This window comes from Rhodococcus sp. AG1013, from assembly GCF_003350365.1.
Lineage (GTDB): Bacteria > Actinomycetota > Actinomycetes > Mycobacteriales > Mycobacteriaceae > Prescottella.
This window is the reverse complement of record NZ_QQAT01000003.1, coordinates 405,821-421,687: the sequence shown is the minus strand read 5'-3', so window position 1 is coordinate 421,687 and position 15,867 is coordinate 405,821. Positions and strand designations below refer to the sequence as shown.

The 15,867-nt window shown below is 64.7% G+C and carries 10 protein-coding genes and 2 pseudogenes; 8 read left to right on the top strand and 4 right to left on the bottom strand.

Translation table 11 applies throughout. The features are described from left to right. Positions 1-105: 105 nt before the first annotated feature. Both DEU38_RS06910 and DEU38_RS06905 read left to right on the top strand, forming a co-directional pair. Positions 106-780 (top strand): response regulator transcription factor, encoded by a 675-nt coding sequence (locus DEU38_RS06910; protein ID WP_114719350.1) that lies wholly within the window; start codon positions 106-108, stop codon positions 778-780. Between the two features lie 13 nt (positions 781-793). Then, positions 794-2,251, top strand: coding sequence for a HAMP domain-containing sensor histidine kinase (locus tag DEU38_RS06905; RefSeq protein WP_258557662.1), 1,458 nt, complete (start codon positions 794-796; stop codon positions 2,249-2,251). A gap of 40 nt (positions 2,252-2,291) precedes the next feature. Here DEU38_RS06905 and DEU38_RS06900 read toward each other — a convergent pair whose 3' ends face one another. From DEU38_RS06900 to cycA, 3 genes are all read right to left on the bottom strand, one after another. After that, a complete protein-coding gene (locus DEU38_RS06900) occupies positions 2,292-2,942 on the bottom strand; it encodes a hypothetical protein (RefSeq protein ID WP_147283475.1) in 651 nt (216 codons plus the stop codon). Further along, positions 2,939-4,816, bottom strand: a complete 1,878-nt coding sequence (locus tag DEU38_RS06895; RefSeq protein ID WP_114719348.1) for an acyltransferase family protein — start codon at positions 4,814-4,816, stop codon at positions 2,939-2,941. The genes DEU38_RS06900 and DEU38_RS06895 overlap by 4 nt, the downstream gene beginning before the upstream one ends. A 105-nt stretch (positions 4,817-4,921) precedes the next feature. Continuing rightward, on the bottom strand, positions 4,922-6,385 hold the full coding sequence (gene cycA, locus DEU38_RS06890; protein ID WP_114719347.1) for a D-serine/D-alanine/glycine transporter: 1,464 nt from the start codon (positions 6,383-6,385) through the stop codon (positions 4,922-4,924). Between the two features lie 610 nt (positions 6,386-6,995). Here cycA and DEU38_RS06885 point away from each other — a divergent pair. The 4 genes from DEU38_RS06885 to DEU38_RS28030 all read left to right on the top strand — a co-directional run bounded on the left by DEU38_RS06885 (position 6,996) and on the right by DEU38_RS28030 (position 11,662). Beyond that, positions 6,996-8,252 carry an FAD-binding oxidoreductase gene (locus DEU38_RS06885; RefSeq protein ID WP_114719346.1) on the top strand — a complete coding sequence of 419 codons (1,257 nt, stop codon included), beginning with the start codon at positions 6,996-6,998 and terminating at the stop codon, positions 8,250-8,252. 160 nt (positions 8,253-8,412) lie between these two features. Further along, positions 8,413-10,062 (top strand): CdaR family transcriptional regulator, encoded by a 1,650-nt coding sequence (locus DEU38_RS06880; protein ID WP_114719345.1) that lies wholly within the window; start codon positions 8,413-8,415, stop codon positions 10,060-10,062. A 146-nt stretch (positions 10,063-10,208) separates the two neighbouring features. Further along, on the top strand, positions 10,209-10,664 hold the full coding sequence (locus tag DEU38_RS06875) for a RidA family protein (RefSeq protein WP_114719458.1): 456 nt from the start codon (positions 10,209-10,211) through the stop codon (positions 10,662-10,664). Positions 10,665-11,476: 812 nt separating this feature from the next. Next, positions 11,477-11,662, top strand: a complete 186-nt coding sequence (locus tag DEU38_RS28030; RefSeq protein WP_147283474.1) for a hypothetical protein — start codon at positions 11,477-11,479, stop codon at positions 11,660-11,662. A 77-nt stretch (positions 11,663-11,739) separates the two neighbouring features. Here DEU38_RS28030 and DEU38_RS29035 read toward each other — a convergent pair. After that, positions 11,740-11,896, bottom strand: a pseudogene (locus tag DEU38_RS29035) (IS256 family transposase); the annotation flags it as partial. Positions 11,897-13,690: 1,794 nt separating this feature from the next. Here DEU38_RS29035 and DEU38_RS06860 point away from each other — a divergent pair. Next, positions 13,691-13,846: pseudogene (locus DEU38_RS06860) on the top strand (integrase core domain-containing protein); the annotation flags it as partial. A 414-nt stretch (positions 13,847-14,260) separates the two neighbouring features. After that, the gene (locus DEU38_RS06855; protein WP_114719342.1) at positions 14,261-15,604 is read left to right on the top strand and encodes an SLC13 family permease; all 1,344 of its coding nucleotides are present in this window, start codon (positions 14,261-14,263) and stop codon (positions 15,602-15,604) included. Positions 15,605-15,867: the final 263 nt, after the last annotated feature.

The window sequence follows — 15,867 nt, the reverse complement described above, 5'->3', positions numbered from 1 at the left end:
GTCTCGGTGAGTACTGTCTCGTCCGCGTGCGCAGCGTGTCTTGGCTGTGTAACAACGGTGGCGTGGCGGTATCGGTACCGGTGGGAGTCTGGATAATGGGTGCCTGTGGCTCAGATCTTGCTCATCGAGGATGACGAAGCGGTACGCGAAGGACTCAGACTGGGGCTAGGTCAGCTCTCTCATGTCGTGCAGGGAGCCGTCACCGGCCATATGGGTCTCGATTTTCTCCAGATCCAACCGCCCGACGTTGTCATCTTGGATCTCATGTTGCCCGGCATGGACGGTTTCGAGGTCTGCCGAAGAATTCGTTCCGCCAGCAGTGTTCCGATCATCATGCTGACCGCCCGTGGCGACGATGTGGACATCGTCAGTGGGCTCGAAGCCGGGGCCGACGACTATGTGATCAAGCCGGTCCAGCCTCGGGTTCTCGATGCTCGGATCCGGGCGGTGCTCCGTCGCGGCGAGACGCAATCCACGCCCACGGCCAAGTACGGCGACTTGACGATCGACTACTCCTCGCTGATCGTGGCAAAGCATCACGATCCGCTGATACTGCCCCCGACGGAGCTGCGTCTGCTCCTGACCCTCTCAGCGGCCCCGGAGCAGGTCTTCAGCCGGCAACAGCTGTTGCAGTCCGTGTGGGAGCACGAGTACCTGGGTGATTCGAGACTGGTCGACGCCTGCGTGCAACGACTGCGCGCCAAGATAGAGGACAATCCCGCACAGCCGGTCTACATCCAGACGGTGCGTGGGTTCGGCTACCGCTTCGGACCGGTCTAGGCGGGAACAGCGGATGCGGATTCGGATGCGGCTACCCGGGTGGCGCGGCGGCTTGCGGGCTCGCCTGGTGATCGCCTTCATCCTGGTGACTCTGGCTGCCATAGCCAGTGCCGCCACGGCCGGCTACATCTCCGCCCGCAATTCCCTCCTCGCCGCCGATCAGGACCGCGCCATCCGCGACCTGCGGCAACGCGTCACCGCGCTCGCCCCCGAGCTGCAGTACCCACCAGACCAGGAAACCCTGAACGCGTTCGCGGCACAGTTGCCGGGCAACGCCACGGTGACCTACCGCGATCTGCAGTCCACCACTGAATCGGCACACGTCATCATCAACCCGGAGCTCCGCGACGCGGTACGCGACCACACGCGCGTACAGGTGCAGTATGTCTCCACCCCGACCGGGCCCGAGTTGGTGATCGGCATGCCGGTGACGATCTGGCAGCCCGGCGACGCGAGTCAGCCGTCGGGGCTGGAGGTGTATTCCGGCCACGATCTTGCTCCGACCTACCAGCAGGTGCAGGTGCAGAGTCGGACCGCATGGCTGGTCGGTGCCGTCGCGGTGCCGTTCGCCATTCTGGTGGGTTTGTTGTCCTCCAACGGCGTACTTCGCCCGGTACGAGATCTCCGTCATGCCACTCGGCGATTGTCCGCGGGCGATCTCACGGCACGCCTGCGCGTGCGGGGAACCGATGAGCTGGCGGATCTGGCGCACACGTTCAACGAGACCGCTGACGAACTCGAGCGGACGATCGCCGAACTGCAGCGACTGGAGGAAGACGCCCGCAGGTTCGTTGCCGACGTCTCTCATGAGCTCCGAACCCCACTGAGCGCGATGCTCGCGGTGACCGACGTGCTGGAGGCAGACGTCCCGCGTATGCCCGACGATGCCGCGCGATCCGCCGGTCTGCTGGTGCGGGAAACCCGCCGACTTACTCGACTGGTCGAGGACCTCATGGAGGTGTCACGATTCGACGCGGGCACCGCGTCGCTGATCCTCGAGGAGGTGGACGTCGGGGAGGCGATTCGGGCGACCCTGGTGGCCCGCAACTGGGACGACACGGTCGATCTGGACTTACCGAGAGACGTTCGAGCCCAAGTCGATCGACGCAGACTCGACGTGATCATCGCGAACCTGGTCGGTAACGCGCTCCGGCACGGGCGGCCTCCTGTCACTGTCGTGCTTCACGCCGACCGCGATTGGATCGAAGTCGTCGTGAACGACCACGGCGACGGAATCCCAGACGACGCGCTGCCGCACGTCTTCGACCGATTCTTCAAAGCGGACACCGCCCGCGGTCGCTCCGAGAGCAGTGGATTGGGGCTGGCCATCGCACAGCAGAACGCGCGGATACACGGCGGCGACATCGAGGTCGGGAACGTCCCGGGCGGCGGGGCACGTTTCGTGGTTCGGCTACGCCGGAACGCCGACCAGAACCTCAACGAGGTCCAGCACGATCCTGACGATCAGTGATCAGATCCGCCTACTGTGCAGTCGTGGCCAGCACAGCTGGTCACAGCACCGGACATTTGCGGCCAGCAACCTTGTCGCCGGATAGTCCGTTGTGGAGCAAGATATCAACGGATTTGCCCTGGCCTGGGTTGCCGCGCGCGGCGTCGACCGCGAGGGCGGTGCACACCACCTGGTCGACCGCCGGCGGGGAGAGGTCGTAGACCGGTACCGACACGGTGATCACGGTCTCGGTGACGGTGACGTCGATGTCCGCCAGTGAGGCCCCCATCCGGGGCACCTCATTGCGAAGCTCGCGGGTGTCGTCCCGTAGGTCGCGACCGGCACCCAGGCCGAGCATCTGGATGGCGCGGCGGAGGTCGCCGAGCTTCCCCCACGGCTCGTCCCAGACGGTCCCTTGCGGTGCCGTCACCGGGCGCAGCGCGGTCCCGTCGAGGTAGTACAGGGTCGGGCCGGTGGCAATGCCGACCGGGGGCTCGCCGCCGTCTGTGACCCCACTACCCGTTGGGATCGCGCTGCAAGCCACGGTCAGAGTCAACCCCGTCAAGACCAGCAGAAGAGCACGCAGCGCCGCAGTCGGCACCCGGTTCACCCCTCGCACATCGACGATCCTCCCACGAGCTTGCGGAACGCCGTTCGGACGGGCGGGTGTGCGGTCCTTCCGGCGGCGACCTGCCGGGTGATGGCTGTTCATCGCGACTGCTGCTCGATGGCGCGCGTCAAAAGGTCGACATACAGCCCGGTCCCGGTGGGGCTCCGCGGGTGAGTGTCGTCCTCCCAGAACACCTCTGGTACACCCTGGGTGGCGACCTTCCAGTCGACGATCACGGTGTTGGGCCAGCGCCGCTGTGCGGCGCGCAGGGCGGCATTGACCGCGTCCTGCCACGGCCTGGGCACGCTGACGTTCATGATGATCACCCGACGCGACGACCCGATCGTTCGCAGTGCCGCATCGAGGGCGGACTCGTCGAATTCGCCGTTCGTGCCCAACGCGATCACAACCACCTTCCCGAGCCGTCCGGTGTCGCGCAGCTGCGCAATGAGATCGGGCAGATCCCACATCTGCCGACCGATTTCCACATCGACGTCCGCGCCGGGCAGGCGCTCTCGCAGTTCGCGTCCGGCCGCCGCCATGACGGAGTCGCCGATCGCGGTCACCCCGCTGCCCGGAGGGCCGGGAGTCTCCGCCCTCAGCGGGATACCCGCGGGCGGAGATGTGGGTGTCACTGATGGCGTCTGCGGGGCGCGGGCCGCGCTCTGGCCGGCAGCGATCTGAGATTGCAGGTCGTCCGCCGGCGGGGCGAAGACAATACCCGCCGCCGCAGTGAAGACGGTAGTGGCGGCCACGGCCACGGCCACCGCCACGCCACGGCCGGACGACGAGGGCAGTGAGCGGGGGTACTCGGTGAACCGCACGAGAGTGCCGCGGAATCCGTGCCGCCTGATCGGGTCCTCGACCCAGCGATACGACAACGCAGCGGCAGCAAAGGATATCGATGTCGCCGTCGCGGCGAAGACGAGCGGCGACATCGCGGGAACCGCAGCGTGAAGCAGCACGATGACCGGCATATGCCACAGGTATATGCCGTAGGACCGCAACCCGATCCACCGCAACGGCCGCGCAGCGAGGGTTCGCGCGAACCAACCGCCATCAGCGACAGCACCTATTACCACGGCGCCCGCCGCGACAGTCACCAAGCCGAACCCGCCGGAATACAGGAACGGGCTCGCTCCATCCAGCACCGCAACCATGACCACCAAACTCGCGGCGCCCACCAACCCCGCGGTGTCGAGGGCGCGACGCCGCACAGGCACCATCGTCCTCACCCACGCCGAAGGCATCGACAGCGCCAGCGCTGCCCCGACAAGCAACCCGAAGGCATGGGTATCGGTCCCGTAGTACACACGGGAGGCATCGACGCCGGGCTCGTAGAGCACGATCATCGCGGCCAGTGACGCCAGCGCGCCCGCTCCCGCGAGCACGGCGCACAGCGAGCGACTACAAGTGACCCGCATGACGACGAACAGGACCGGCCACACCAGATAGAACTGCTCCTCGACCGCGAGGGACCACAGGTGCAGGAACAACGACGGCTCGCCGAACCCGGCGAAATAGGACATCCCGCTGACAATGTTCCACCAGTTGCTGGTGAACGTCGCTGCGGCGAGCAGCTCTCCACCGATATCGGACACCAGAGTCGGCCGAATCACTGTGGCCGCGGCTGTGGCGACCACGACGACCACCGACACGGCCGGAATCAATCTACGTGCCCTGCGAACCCAGAAAGTACGCAGAGGAATGGTTCGTCGTTCCGAGAACAACCCGTGCAACTGATCGGTAATCAGGTAGCCACTGATCACGAAGAAGACATCGACACCGAGAAACCCACCCGGAAGCCATGTCTCGTCGAGGTGGTACACGAGCACCGCAAGCACCGCCCACGCCCGTACCCCGTCAATCCCCCGCCGGTACCGCCTCCCACCCGACTCGCCCAGACGCGCAGTCGGAATCGCGGCGCCGCCACGACCGTCGACACGGCGGGCGAGCGTTGGTGGCGAAGAATCCATGGGCACAGACTTCCTAAGCAGTGTCAGCACCAGATGCGGTCCGTGTCGCAACCGCGTCACAGAACCACCGACCCGGGGCACGGGACGGCGCGGCGGAGCCGGCGATCACCCCTCGCAGGTCTCGTCCTGGAAGGCTGCAGCGCGTGCCATTTGCGCGGGCCTGCGGCGCACGATCGCCCACGCCACACCCAGCACGGCGAACCACACCGGGGTGATCAGCAGCGCCTGCAGCGTGTCGTCCTTCTGGGTGAACGCCCAGATCAGGAACAAGAAGAAGGCGAACACCGCGTAACACATGGGGACGCCGCCAGGCATCTTGTACGTGGAGGCCTGGTGCAGGTGCGGACGTCGCTTGCGATAGACGAGGTAGCTGATCAGGATGATCGACCAGACGAACATGAAGCAGAGTGACGCGATGGTCGTGACGAGGGTGAAGGCCTCGATGATCGAGCCACCGACCACGACCATCACGACACCGGCAAGCAGGAACACACCCGAGAGGTACAACGCGTTCGCCGGCACGCGTCGCCGGGTGAGCTTGCCGAACGCCGCGGGCGCGTCACCTTCCTGTGCGAGCCCGTACACCATCCGCGAGGTCGAGTAGATCCCCGAATTCGCCGAGGACGTCGCGGAGGTCAGCACGACGAAGTTGATCACCGAAGCGGCAATGCCGAGGCCGGCGAGGGAGAACATTGCCACGAACGGGCTGCGATCTGCGACGATCTCTCGCCACGGCGTAACCGAGATGATGACAGTCAGCGCGACCACGTAGAACAGCATCATGCGAACCGGGATCGAGTTGATGGCCTTCGGAAGGTTCTTCTCCGGGTCCTTGGCCTCGGCAGCGGTGGTGCCGACAAGTTCGATACCGACGAAGGCGAAGGTCGCGATCTGGAATCCGGCAACGAAGCCCATGATGCCGGTCGGGAAGAAGCCACCGTCGTTCCACAGATTGGCGAAGGACGCCTCGGCGCCGCCGGGGGCGATGAAATGAGTGAAGACCATTGCCAGTCCGACAACGATCAAACCGACGATGGCAATGATCTTGATCAGCGCGAACCAGAACTCAGTTTCTCCGAATGCCTTGACGCTGGGCAGATTCAATCCGATGAGGAGGGCCACCGAGACGAGCGCCGGGATCCACAGCGGCAACGACCCCCACCAGTACGAGACGTAGCCCGCAATGGCGATGACATCCGCGATACCGGTGACGATCCAACAGAACCAGTAGGTCCACCCGGTAAAGAAGCCGGCCCACGGGCCGAGTAGATCGGAGGCAAAATCCGCGAACGATTTGTACGAGGTGTTGGAGAGCAACAACTCCCCCATCGCGCGCATGACGAAAAACAGCATCGTGCCGATGATCGTGTACACGAAGATCACCGACGGACCCGCGAGGGAGATCGTCTTGCCGGACCCCATGAACAGGCCGGTGCCGATCGCCCCGCCGATCGCGATCAGCTGGATGTGACGATTGGACAATTGCCGGGACAGTCCCGGCGGGTGTGACTCGTCGGCTGCGACAGCAACTGGCGTCGCAGCGACGCGGGGCTCGGTGTACTCGGACACAGGTACTCCTTGCTTGGGATGGATGCGGCACAACGACGATTGGTGGCCTGCGCACGGCACCCACACGGTTCGGTTCGACTGGGCGGGATCGATCGCGACCGGGATGTCGCACAAGTGAGAGGTGGGCTGCCCCAGCAGTCACATCGACGCTCCGAGCGCCCCAGCGCTGTGCCGCGGATCACACTGTAAGGGTGGACGAGGCGCGGCGCAACGGTCACGTCCTCGCCGAGGGCACCATGCCGCACCGCAACACTGCACCAACCATCCGACACCCGCGCGTCAAATGCGCTGCACACCAGCGCTTTAAGATACCCACCGATTGCCGGGACCCGGGAGTGCGCGGCACGTTCAGCCACACCCGTCGACATGCGCACCTCCCCAACATGGCGAGAGCATTCAACTCCGGACAGGCAACCGCGGGCGCAGGGAACGTGCATGGAGCGCCAGCCCGCCCCAACGGTCATCGACGGCATCGCCGCTGTTCAGGGCATCGATTGTGCTGTCAGCACTGGCTGCCGACGAAGTATTGGAGCGACAGCACGGTGACTCGCCGCCCCACACACCCCGATGATCGTGTGACGGCAAACACGTTTCGAGAAGAGGTGCGTTCATGAGGCTCTGCCCAACGACTCCACAGCGGGTCTGCATCGTCGGTGCGGGGATGGTCGGGTTGTCCACGGCATGGTTCCTGCAGGAACGGGGTGTCGAGGTTACAGTGCTCGACCGCAAGGGAATTGCGGCCGGGGCGTCGTGGGGTAACGCCGGGTGGATCACCCCTGGAATCAGCACTCCATTGCCCGAGCCGGCGGTGCTGCGGTACGGGGTTCGTGCGGTGCTCAGCCCATCCTCGCCGGTGTACGTACCGCCGACATTGAACCCTCGTTTGATTCGTTTTCTCGCGTCATTCGCCCGGCACAGCACCGCGGCGCGGTGGCGTACCGCGATGGAGGCCCTGGTCGGGATCAACCAAGGCGCACTGTCCGCGTTCGACGAACTAGCGGACAGCGGTGTACAGGCGAGGGCACACGAGGCGAAATCCTTTCTGGCAGCGTATCGGACACCGGCGGAGCGCACCGTCCTGCTCGAGGAGATCGAACACATTCGTGCAGCCGGTCAGGGAATCGAGTTCGACGTCCTGTCGGGTGACGACGCACGCGGGGTAGAGCCGTCGTTGTCCGACGAAATCGGCGCCGCGATCCGACTGCACGGTCAGCGGTTCATGAACCCCGGCGAGTTCGTGCACAGCCTCGCGGATGCGATCCGAGAGCGCGGGGGCACGATCTGCGAGGGCGTTGACGTCAACGGTGTCTTCGATGACGGTAGCGCCGTTCGGATTTCAGCCCCCACAGGTGATGTGGGACAGTTCGACGCCCTGGTACTCGCGACCGGAACATGGCTCGGCGACATTGCGCGCGACTTCGGCGTCCGCATACCCGTGCAGGCCGGTCGTGGATACAGCTTCAGTGTCGCGATCGACCACGTTCCTGCAGGCCCGGTCTACTTCCCGGCACAGCGGGTGGCATGTACGCCACTCGGAGATCGTTTGCGGGTGGCCGGGATGATGGAGTTCAAGACACCCGACGCTGCACTGGATCGGCGACGGATCGCGGCGATCGTGGAGGCCGCGCGACCTCTGTTGCGGGGCGCCGATCTCAACGCGCGTCGCGACGAATGGGTCGGTTCACGTCCGTGCACGCCGGATGGCCTGCCGGTGATCGGAGCAACCCGCTCGCCCCGCGTGTTCGCCGCAGGCGGTCACGGTATGTGGGGTATCACCCTCGGGCCGGCGACGGGACGTCTGCTCGCGGAGACGATCACCACCGGCCGAACAGCGACCGAGCTCGCACCGTTCGATCCGCTCCGGTGACCGGATCAGTTGTGGAGGTGGAGACTCCCCCGCGGCCCAGCGCATCGATCTCGGTCCGTCGATTCCCGACAAACGAGCGATACTGTGGAAGTGCGACTGCGCACGGCGGGTCCCAGGAGACTCGGCACGGCCGAGTCTCCTCCGTCACCGAGGAGAACCGATGATCAACGTCAGCGCCTTGATCGACTCGCTGGGCGGGGCCCTTCTTCGCCCGATCGTCTCCGGTCAGCGCGATCAGATCCACGACGTCACCCTCGCCGATGCCGACGACACATCCTTCGACCACCCCGGCAGCCTCGTCCTGGGTTTCGGAGTCGACTGCGCGGCCGCCGCTGTCGAACTCATTGATCGAGCAGTCCGCGCCGAGGCCTGTGCCGTGGTCCTCAAGGCACCCTTGGCCGAGGACCCGGGCGTGGCCGGCCCGGCCGCCGAGCTCGGCGTCGGTCTGATCGAACTGCAACCGCAGGCCTCGTGGACGCATCTGGTGTGGTTGACACGCAGCATCCTCGATCACGCCACGACGCTCGCACGATCCGAGATCCAGCACGATCCCAGCAACTACGGTGAACTGTTCGCCTTCGCCGACGCCGCAGCGGCCACCATCTCCGCACCCGTCACCATCGAGGACGCCCATTCGCGGGTGCTCGCCTACTCCGAGCTCCAGGACACCGCCGACCCGGCCCGCATCTCCACCATCGTCGGACGCCGCGTCCCGGAGCCGATCGTGCGGCACTTTCGGTCCCGAGGAGTGTTCCGACGACTGCAGTCATCCGACGAGCCGATCTGGGTCGACGCCGGTCCCGACGGCGTACTTCCGCGGTTGGTCATCCCTATCCGCGCCGGACGAGAGCTCCTCGGCTCCATCTGGGCCGTCGATCCCGGACCTCTCCCCGATGACCAGGTCCACGAACTGACCCGAACCGCATCTGTGGTCGCGCTGCACCTCCTGCGTCTGCGCGCGCAGTCCGGCGCCGCACGCAGAATGACCGTCGACCGTCTCCGCGCGGGACTGCTCAGCCCAGACAACACAACGGACCTGCGGTTGCCGCCCGGCCCGTGGCGCGTCGTCGCTTTGGCCGACGCTGCCACCGAAACGCAACCGGAGTACCGGCTACACCTGTGGGAGTCGGTCATGACGCGCTACGGCTGGCCCCAACCACTGCTCACCTCAATCGAAGGCACTCCGATGGCCGTGGTCACCGACACGGGGTCTGCACGCACCGCAGGGAGCTGGGCGTGGCTCCAGGCATTGGCCGACGACACGTACGCGTACGCGTACGACAACACCGTGTCGATCCTCGCCGGGCGACCCGCACACACGACACACGATCTTTCCCGATCATGCGCGGAGGCAACCGAACTCATTTCACTGGCCCGGAAAGGACGGGCCGCTACACCGTCGACGACCTATGAGGAATCCTGGCACGAAGTCGTTATCGCACGAACTCACGCGGCACTGCTCACGGAACCACCGCTCGGCGCAGGACCTATCCAGCCCTTGGTCGACCACGACGCTGAACGAGCAACCGATTACGTCACAACCCTGGCCGCGTTCCTCGTGCACTACGGCGAACCGAAGCGTGCCGCACAGTCGCTCCATATCCACCCGAACACGTTGCGCTACAGAATCAAGCAGATAACCGACCTCATCGGACTCGACTTGATGGATGCCAGGCTCCGCCTGGCCATCGCGGTCCATCTGACGTCCATCCTGGATGCCGCCGACAGCGCCGCCTCCGGTTCTCCTGAAGAGGCTGCCGTAGAACCACTTCCGGACGAACAGCCGACCAGCGACGATCGCCAGTGCTGATCGGCAAGCCGGCATTTCCTATCTCTTTCCAACCATCACCAAGATCCGAATCCGACAACCCAGGGAGCGCAACTATGTCCTCGACACCACCCACCGCAACCACGCCCGACGCGGGTTCGAACTCGGAATCGGACGCGGACCCGTCGATGTCGTGGGCGGACATCCTCACCGAGTTGGGGTACGCGTTACCGGCGACCACAGCACCGATAGGTGCGTATGTCTCGGCCGTTCGGACCGGCAACCTGGTGTACACGTCTGGCCAACTGCCTGTGGTAGACGGTGTGATCGAACGGACGGGCAAGGTCGGCCGCGACGTTTCAGTGGCGGACGCATCGAGCGCCGCTGAGATCTGCACGCTGAATGCTCTCGCTGCGATCGATGCTCTCGTCGGTCTCGACGCGGTCGTGCGAATCGTCAAGGTGGTCGGATTTGTCGCGTCCGCAAACGATTTCGCCGGCCAGCCAGACGTCGTCAACGGGGCATCGAATCTGCTGGCAAATGTATTCGGCAACGCCGGTGCACATGCTCGATCGGCAGTCGGCGTCGCGGAACTACCTTTGAATGCACCCGTCGAAGTTGAACTCGTCGTCGAGGTGGCCTGACCACGAATACGGAAGGATGGCGGTGGTCGCGACAGTCGTCAGTCTGACACATACCCCCGAAACGACAACAGCCCCGAGCCGACCCGAGTTTCAGGTCGGCGCTTGATCCCATCGGAGAGTGACTCGCGATGGACATCGGACGTAGAACCCTTGTCGCAGCGGTCGGCCCGATTGTGTCGTCCTGCCTGGGCGGGGCGCTGGCGCCGGAGGGCTACTGTCTGGGCAGCCACACCGGCTACGGGGCGACTGTACGAACACGACAGCCTCGGCCTGTGGCAGCATCCGTCGGCAGTCGAAGCGGTGCTCGCCGAATGTGTTGCTCTGCGGGTGCGGAGACACAGTTCGTTCCTGCTCGCGGGCCTGTATCGCCGTAGTGTCCTGTCCACACCGTTCAGAAGGTGATCACGCGGCCCTGCCCTATCCGGATCCGGAGGCTCACCATGACCCATCCGACGTCGACCAAGACGGCGACACGACGTATGACAGAGACGCGGCGCAGTCCCTGCCGCAGCTGCGGCTGAGTCTCCCCGCGGTCCAGCACAACGTCGATCTCATGGCGGCGTGGTGCCGCGACCGCGGCGTCGAGCTGTGCCCGCACATCAAGACGACGATGACCCGGCCCATCGTCCAGAGACAGCTGGACGCCGGCGCGTGGGGGGTCACGGTCGCCACGGTTCGTCAAGCCTCCATTGCCCTCGAATGGGGGCGCTGCCAATCCACTGAGGGTCCTCGTCGACGTCGGGACCCCGGGCGGGCGAACCGGAGTCCGGGACGCCCCGGCGGCGCTGGGCCTCGCCCGGGAGTGTGAGAACGTGCCGGGAATCGCCCTCGCGGGCGTCGCGGGGTACGAGGGTGTTCGCCCCAACCGTCGGGACGCGGACATCGTCACGCAGGTCGATGCGCATTGCCGGGAGACGGTGGACGCCTTCCGCGCGGTGTCGCCGTGGATCCAGACCGACAGCGCCCTACGGGGGGGTGAACTTCGGATCATCGCGTGATGCGCATTGTGATCAACGAGTTGTGTTGAATGCGAGCTGATTTCGAACATGCTGGGCAACCGCTCGGTCGGTTCGGTGGCGCGCTGCTTGGCTGCGATCGCAGCCCGCAGTCGTCCATGCCGACGTCGGAGACGTAGCGTCGAGTGACTCGCCGCTCGTCGTGTTGTTCGATGACAATGACTGTCACCAATGGAGGACGCGGCCGTGGGGAAAGATCTCCACGACGTCGGCTCTGAGTTGATCTCCTTGGACGGCAAACTCTGCGGCGCCCGACCCCTCCCGCATCGTGGGATCATCCGTTTCTGAAATTCACTTCTTGCAGATTCGCCTGCCGAATCCTGACATCTTGCGACTTTCGGATCGCAAGTGCTCGTCGGCACCTTCAATATGGTCGGTCATTCGTTTGCAATTTCTTCTGATTTATGATGACCTGCAACAGAGTTCGCAAACGAAAGTGACCGCCAGCGCCCGCTGTCCTATCCTTTCCAGGTCGCCCTCCCCCGGGGTGACGTTCGTGGCTCCATTCCCCCAGCGTGGTGTCACCTGGGTGGCGCTTCTCGCTTCCGAGAGTGCAGGCACCACCCTTCTATCGACTGATCGCCCTGCCACCGGTGTGACCAGGCGGGGCGATCAGTCCACAAGGGCCGCCCCTGGCTGCCGTTGGCGTCCTGTCCAGCGAGCTGTGCCGCATAGGACTGCTTGCAACACAGGGTGAACCGGGCGGTTGCGCAAATATCGACCCGATCCACCCGATCTGAATCCGAGAGGCGGACCGAAGTGTTCACGACAGTCGTCGTCCTGGCCGCCCTCGTCCTGGCTGTCGGCGGTGTCGTCATGGTGGTGATCGCTGCACCCCGCAACCGGAGCCCAGGTCCACGTTCAGCAAGACGAACCGGAGACGAATCTCCCGAGATCGACGACAGGTAGTAGCTCGCGCCGGGTCGTCGAAGGCGGTCAAGAGCTCGGGCCCAGACCAGGATAGGTATACAAACAGGCAATAGTGCCGTAGTCCCTGAGCCGCCGATAGGTCAAGCTGAGGTAGTCCTGATCAGCCCGACTTCGACGAGGGTGAGGAACGATGAACGGCGGACTCGAGGCATTCTTGACCTTGGTCGTCTGCAAGTGGCGCTTCGCCTCGATCGGCCGAGGTCGTAGGCAGTCAATCCTTTGGGCCCCACTGCCGCATCGACCGGAAAGGCGGCTGTACGAGTATGACAGCCTCGGCTTGTAGCGGCGCCTCACGATGCCCGCGCGACGAACTTCTCTACGTATCAGATGTTACGTGCCGATTGAGACCCGCCTTTTGCTGACCCAGCCCGTCGGGAGCGTGGACGATGTTGTGCTTCGGCCTCCAAAGCGTTTGTGAGGACAGCCTGCTGGTCCGATCGGCGCCCGCGCCGCCTCGGCGCGCCAAGTTGGTCTAGTTCGGCGCAGACCGCACGCAGGGACCATCGGTAGGCCCAGGCGTTGTCGGTGATCAGCCGACCCCGCTGACGCTACCGATATTCCATGGCTGTCGCAGGACCGCTCTCACCACAATTGTGTCGAACATTTGATTCACAGACCGGACTGAAGGTCGGGAACCTGGCGTCAGCTGGATGTTCCTGAAACTCGACGCGCAGACCGGGCATCACGCGGTGTTGGCCACGGACCCACGCGAATGTCCACTGGCCAGAGTCCAACGCAATGATCGTCATCCTGCACGGAGCGGGCTCCCGCGTGCGCGGCGTCTCTTGGATTGGCCGAAGGGCCACGACCGTGCCCTTCTTCGATGGGTTCCAGGGGGCGTGCAGGTCGGCTACTGGTTGCAGGTTCTCGCCAGGCATCTAGGTCGCTCCCTGAGGTGGGCTGTTTGAGCAGATCCACCCTGTCGCACCCGGACAGAAGACCGCACCGGTAGAAATACCTGGTTAGGTACCTATATCGGCACTCGACGCAATGAGTCCGCGTCGGGTACCAACAGTGTTGCGACGGCCCCTTGAAACCGCCTGCTTCGGGGAGAGGCGTTTCGTCGTTCTCGGGTCACTGCGTCGGAAGCAAACCGAATGGGCCTACCGGCAGGTCTTCACCACCAACGCCGAACGCGCCGCGGCACTTGCACCCTGGCTCAAGCGCGACAACACTCGACGACGCCACAGCGCACTCGGAGGCCTTCCTCCAATCAGCCGCCTGGCACCAACCTGGTGGCCGGGTACAGCTAGTACCGCAACCACAGTTTGTGATGTCGGCCCGTCGCCGATAACGCTCGTCGTCGCGGAAGCGGCCGACGCGTGCCAGTGGGACGGCGCCCCGCCGCACCCTTCGGGGCGATCGCCCATCTCCGGCGCTCAGACCTCGGTAGGTCAATGAATCACGCACAGGCACAGCAGTTCTCGCTGGTGCTGAACTTCTCGCGTCACGGCCGTGGCGGTCGTCGACTGCGCCGGGCCGTTGGGTTCGTTTCGCCGGTGGGCGCGCCCATCGGCTCCAGGGTTTCTGTACAGCAGAGCGGTGTTGCCATCTGAGGAAAACTTGCCTACGTTATGAGCGCAGCGGGTGTGATCGGCGTCTCATCTTGCATCACTCGTGAAGTGCATTAGTTGTCGCGTAGGAGGTTCAATGTCCATCGACGTCCTCGGAATCGTCGTTCTCGCGCTCATATTCGCGCTCGGGACATGGCGGTCGGTCAATCTCGGTGCGCTGGCGCTGATCGGAGCGGTGGCGGTCGGCACGCTGGTTGCAGGAGTTGGACTCGACGAGATCTACGAAGGGTTCCCGGCCGATATCTTCGTGCTTCTGGTGGGAATGACCTTCCTGTTCGGCGTCGCCACGGCCAACGGCACCGTCGAATGGGTCGTAGACCGAGCTGCCCACCGCGTAGGAGACCATGCGAAGGTGCTGCCCTGGGTGCTCTTCGCAGTCGCTGCGGTGCCGACTACGGCCGGAGCGCTGGGGCCGGCCGGCGTCGCCATCCTCGCTCCTCTGGGTCTTCGACTCTCACAGCGGTACAACATCAATCCGGTCCTGACCAGTTTGATGATCGTTCACGGTTCCGCGGTCGGGAACTTCTCGCCGGTCAATGTCCTCGGGGCTATCGTCAACCAGACGATGGAACGAGAAGGCCTGTCGTCGAATCCGCTGCTGTTGTTCGCCGGCAACCTGGCATTCAACGTCATGCTCGGCGGAGTGATCTACTGGATCTACGGCGGCGCGCTTCGCCGCCGCGGCGCTGATCGCTCGGACACCACTTCCGGGTTGCCGGACCCGACCGGCGGCGACGTCGCGCAGGTGCCGGATGGTTCCGGCGCCGTTGCGGTGCGGGGAGCGGCGGCCACGACGATCGCACCTTCCCGAAGCCTGCCCACACTCACGTCCCCGCAGATCGTCACCATCGGAGCCGTCCTGGTAGTGGTCGCGGGCGCCATGATCTTCGGGTTGGACATCGGCGTGTTGGCGTTGACCGCCGCGGTGGTGTTGCGGTTGGTCACGCCGAAATCGAGTGAAGGAGCAGAGAAATCGATCTCGTGGAACGTCGTGCTCTTGATGTGCGGAATCATCACCTATGTCGCGCTGCTGCAGCACATCGGGACGATAGGTCGGATCGGTCACGCCGTCGCCGGCTTGAGTCTTCCTCTCCTCGCGGCATTCATCATCTGCCTCATCGCCGCAACGGTTTCCGCGTTCGCGTCCAGTGCGGGCACGCTCGGAGCCTTGATTCCGCTCTCCGTTCCGTTGTTGGCACAGGGGGATGTTCCCGTGCTCGGATTGATCATCGCGCTGGCGGTGTCGGCGACGGCCGTCGACGCGACCCCCTTCTCCACCGTGGGCGCATTGACGGTCGCCAACGCCCCGGTCTCGCAGCAGCAACGCATCTTCAGTGGCATTCTGCGATGGGGTCTGTCGATGATCATCGTCGCACCGGTCGCCGCATGGCTGATGTTCGTGCTCGTCCCGAGCCTGTGATCCTGCGTTAGTGTTCTGAGTCAGGAATTGTATTCACAATTGCCGAATGGGCGAATGGCGCGTACCGGGTGGCCGAAGGCCGAGTTGACACAACGCGGTCCCGTGCGACACCACGCCCACTGGATACCGCACTCGAAGCAGCCAGGGGGCGAATCCGACGGTTTCTCGTTCCACGAGTCCATCACCGTGTTGTGGTAGCGGTTGCCTTTACGTGACATCGACTGCGTCGCACCGGCATCGGCCAGCAACCGTCGCCAGGACCG

Excerpts from the sequence above, each read along its gene's own strand:
- DEU38_RS06900 (WP_147283475.1), bottom strand. The coding sequence starts at position 2,942 with ATGAACAGCCATCACCCGGCAGGTCGCCGCCGGAAGGACCGCACACCC.
- DEU38_RS06885 (WP_114719346.1), top strand. The coding sequence starts at position 6,996 with ATGAGGCTCTGCCCAACGACTCCACAGCGGGTCTGCATCGTCGGTGCG.
- DEU38_RS06895 (WP_114719348.1), bottom strand. The coding sequence starts at position 4,816 with ATGGATTCTTCGCCACCAACGCTCGCCCGCCGTGTCGACGGTCGTGGC.
- DEU38_RS06855 (WP_114719342.1), top strand. The coding sequence starts at position 14,261 with ATGTCCATCGACGTCCTCGGAATCGTCGTTCTCGCGCTCATATTCGCG.
- DEU38_RS06905 (WP_258557662.1), top strand. The coding sequence starts at position 794 with ATGCGGATTCGGATGCGGCTACCCGGGTGGCGCGGCGGCTTGCGGGCT.
- DEU38_RS06875 (WP_114719458.1), top strand. The coding sequence starts at position 10,209 with ATGTCGTGGGCGGACATCCTCACCGAGTTGGGGTACGCGTTACCGGCG.
- DEU38_RS06880 (WP_114719345.1), top strand. The coding sequence starts at position 8,413 with ATGATCAACGTCAGCGCCTTGATCGACTCGCTGGGCGGGGCCCTTCTT.